At 69.2% G+C, this 2,226-nt stretch carries 2 protein-coding genes and 1 pseudogene; all 3 read left to right on the plus strand.

Translation table 11 applies throughout. From position 1 onward, the window contains the following. Window positions 1-660, plus strand: a 660-nt coding sequence (locus NN4_RS44505; RefSeq protein WP_147144455.1) for an NlpC/P60 family protein, incomplete at its 5' end; no start/stop codon positions are given. A 124-nt stretch (window positions 661-784) separates the two neighbouring features. Then, window positions 785-1,999 carry an AAA family ATPase gene (locus NN4_RS44510; protein WP_147144457.1) on the plus strand — a complete coding sequence of 405 codons (1,215 nt, stop codon included), beginning with the start codon at window positions 785-787 and terminating at the stop codon, window positions 1,997-1,999. Between the two features lie 26 nt (window positions 2,000-2,025). After that, window positions 2,026-2,226 (plus strand): annotated as a pseudogene (locus tag NN4_RS44515) (DUF58 domain-containing protein); the annotation flags it as partial.

The following is a 2,226-nucleotide window of genomic DNA, read 5'->3' on the forward strand; positions in this document are numbered from 1 at the left end:
GTGGCCGGTCTGGAAGGCCAGCGCGAGGCCTATCTGACTTGGGACCAGCAGCGCAGGGCCGAGGAAGCCGCCGTGCGGGCCGCCGCCGCGGCCGCCGCGGCCCGCGCCGCCGCCGACCAGAACGCCCAGGGGCGCGCCGGACAACTCGGCGAAGGGAAACGCCCGCACACCCAGCTCGAGAATTCACCGCGACCGCGTCAGAGCACCCCGCGTCCGAGCCTGCCGTCCATCGGCGGCTCCGCGGCGATCGAGACGGTGGTCGACCGCGCCATGTCCCAGCTCGGCGTCATCTACGCCTGGGGCGGCGGCGACGAAGACGGTCCGACGCTCGGCATCCGCGACGGCGGCGTCGCCGACAGCTACGGCGACTACAACAAGGTCGGCTTCGACTGCTCCGGTCTGATGATCTATGCCTTCGCCGGAATCGGAGTTTCGCTGCCGCACTACAGCGGCTACCAATACAACATGGGCACCCGGGTGCCGGTGGACCAGCGCGCCCGCGGCGACATGCTGTTCTGGGGGCCCAACGGCAGCCAGCATGTCGCGCTGTATCTCGGCGACGGGCAGATGATCGAGGCGCCGGAATCGGGGTCCGTCGTCCGGGTGACGTCGGTCCGCGAAGGTGGGATCATGCCGTACGCGGTGCGTATCGTCAGCTGACGCGTCGCGGTGAATCGGACATCGAAAGCTTTGAATTCCCTTCATGTCGGGTCCGGTTGCGGCACATACGGCCATTACCTGGAATAGTTGTGGCAGCACGCACAGGACCAAGGCGAAAGCGGGGATGTTGGTGACTTCGACAGATGGTGTGAGCGGGGCGAATTTGGCGAAAGATGCGCCTGCGTCCCAGCCGAGCACCCTGGAGCGTGACGTCCAGACGCTGGAGAAGGCGATATACGAGGTCAAGCGGGTTATCGTCGGCCAGGATCGCCTGGTCGAACGGCTGCTCGTCGGCGTGCTCGCGCGTGGTCATGTGCTGCTCGAAGGCGTGCCGGGCATCGCGAAGACGCTGGCCGTGGAGACCTTCGCCAAGGTGGTCGGCGGCTCGTTCTCCCGGGTGCAGTTCACCCCGGACCTGGTGCCCACCGACCTCATCGGTACCCGTATCTACCGGCAGGGCCGCGAGGAATTCGACACCGAGCTCGGCCCGGTCGTCGCGAACTTCGTGCTCGCCGACGAGATCAACCGCGCGCCCGCGAAGGTGCAGTCGGCCTTGCTCGAGGTGATGGCCGAGCGGCACGTGTCGATCGGTGGCAAGACCTACCCGATGCCGAACCCGTTCCTGGTGATGGCGACGCAGAACCCGATCGAGAGCGAGGGCGTGTACCCGCTGCCCGAGGCGCAGCGCGACCGCTTCCTGTTCAAGGTCGTCGTCGACTACCCCTCGGTCGAGGAGGAGCGCGAGATCATCTACCGGATGGGTGTCACCCCGCCGGAGGCGACGCGCATCCTGGCTCCGGAGGAGGTCGTCCGGCTGCAGCAGGTCGCGGCCAACACCTTCGTGCACCACGCGCTGGTCGACTACGTGGTCCGGGTGATCGCGGCGACCCGCAAGCCCGCTGACTTCGGCATGCAGGATGTAGCCAGCTGGATCGCCTACGGCGCATCCCCGCGCGCCAGCCTCGGCATCATCGCCGCGGCCCGCGCCGTCGCGTTGATCCGCGGCCGCGACTACGTGGTGCCCCAGGACGTGGTCGAGGTGATCCCGGACGTGCTGCGGCACCGGCTGGTGCTCTCCTACGACGCGCTGGCCGACGAGATCAGCCCGGAGGAAGTGATCAAGCGGGTGCTGCAGACCGTCGGCATGCCGCAGGTCGCCCCGCAGGCCGTCGCACCGGGTGCCCCCGCCGCGCCCGCCGTCGGTGCGCCGCAACAGGTTTCGCAGCAGAACGCGCCGCAGCCCGCTCAGCACCCGCAGCAGCAGAGCGTCCCGCAGCCCGTGCCGCAGCCGCCGAACGGGCAGCAGTCCCAGCCCGCCGGCAACGTTCAGAACAAGTGACCGCGGCGCCGGAACCGTCTCCAGCAGTGTCGAGGTCTCCGCACGCTCCGCCTTCGTTCCACGCGGGCGAGCTGACCGATCCGCGCTTGGCCGCGGCGCTGAAAACGCTCGAGCTCACGGTGCGCCGCAGGCTCGACGGCGTGCTGCACGGCGACCACCTCGGCCTGATCCCCGGCCCCGGTTCCGAGCCGGGCGAGGCCCGCACCTATCAGCCGGGTGACGATGTG

Origin of the sequence: Nocardia ninae NBRC 108245 (assembly GCF_007990755.1) — a bacterium.
In the GTDB taxonomy this organism is placed as follows: Bacteria; Actinomycetota; Actinomycetes; order Mycobacteriales; family Mycobacteriaceae; genus Nocardia; species Nocardia ninae.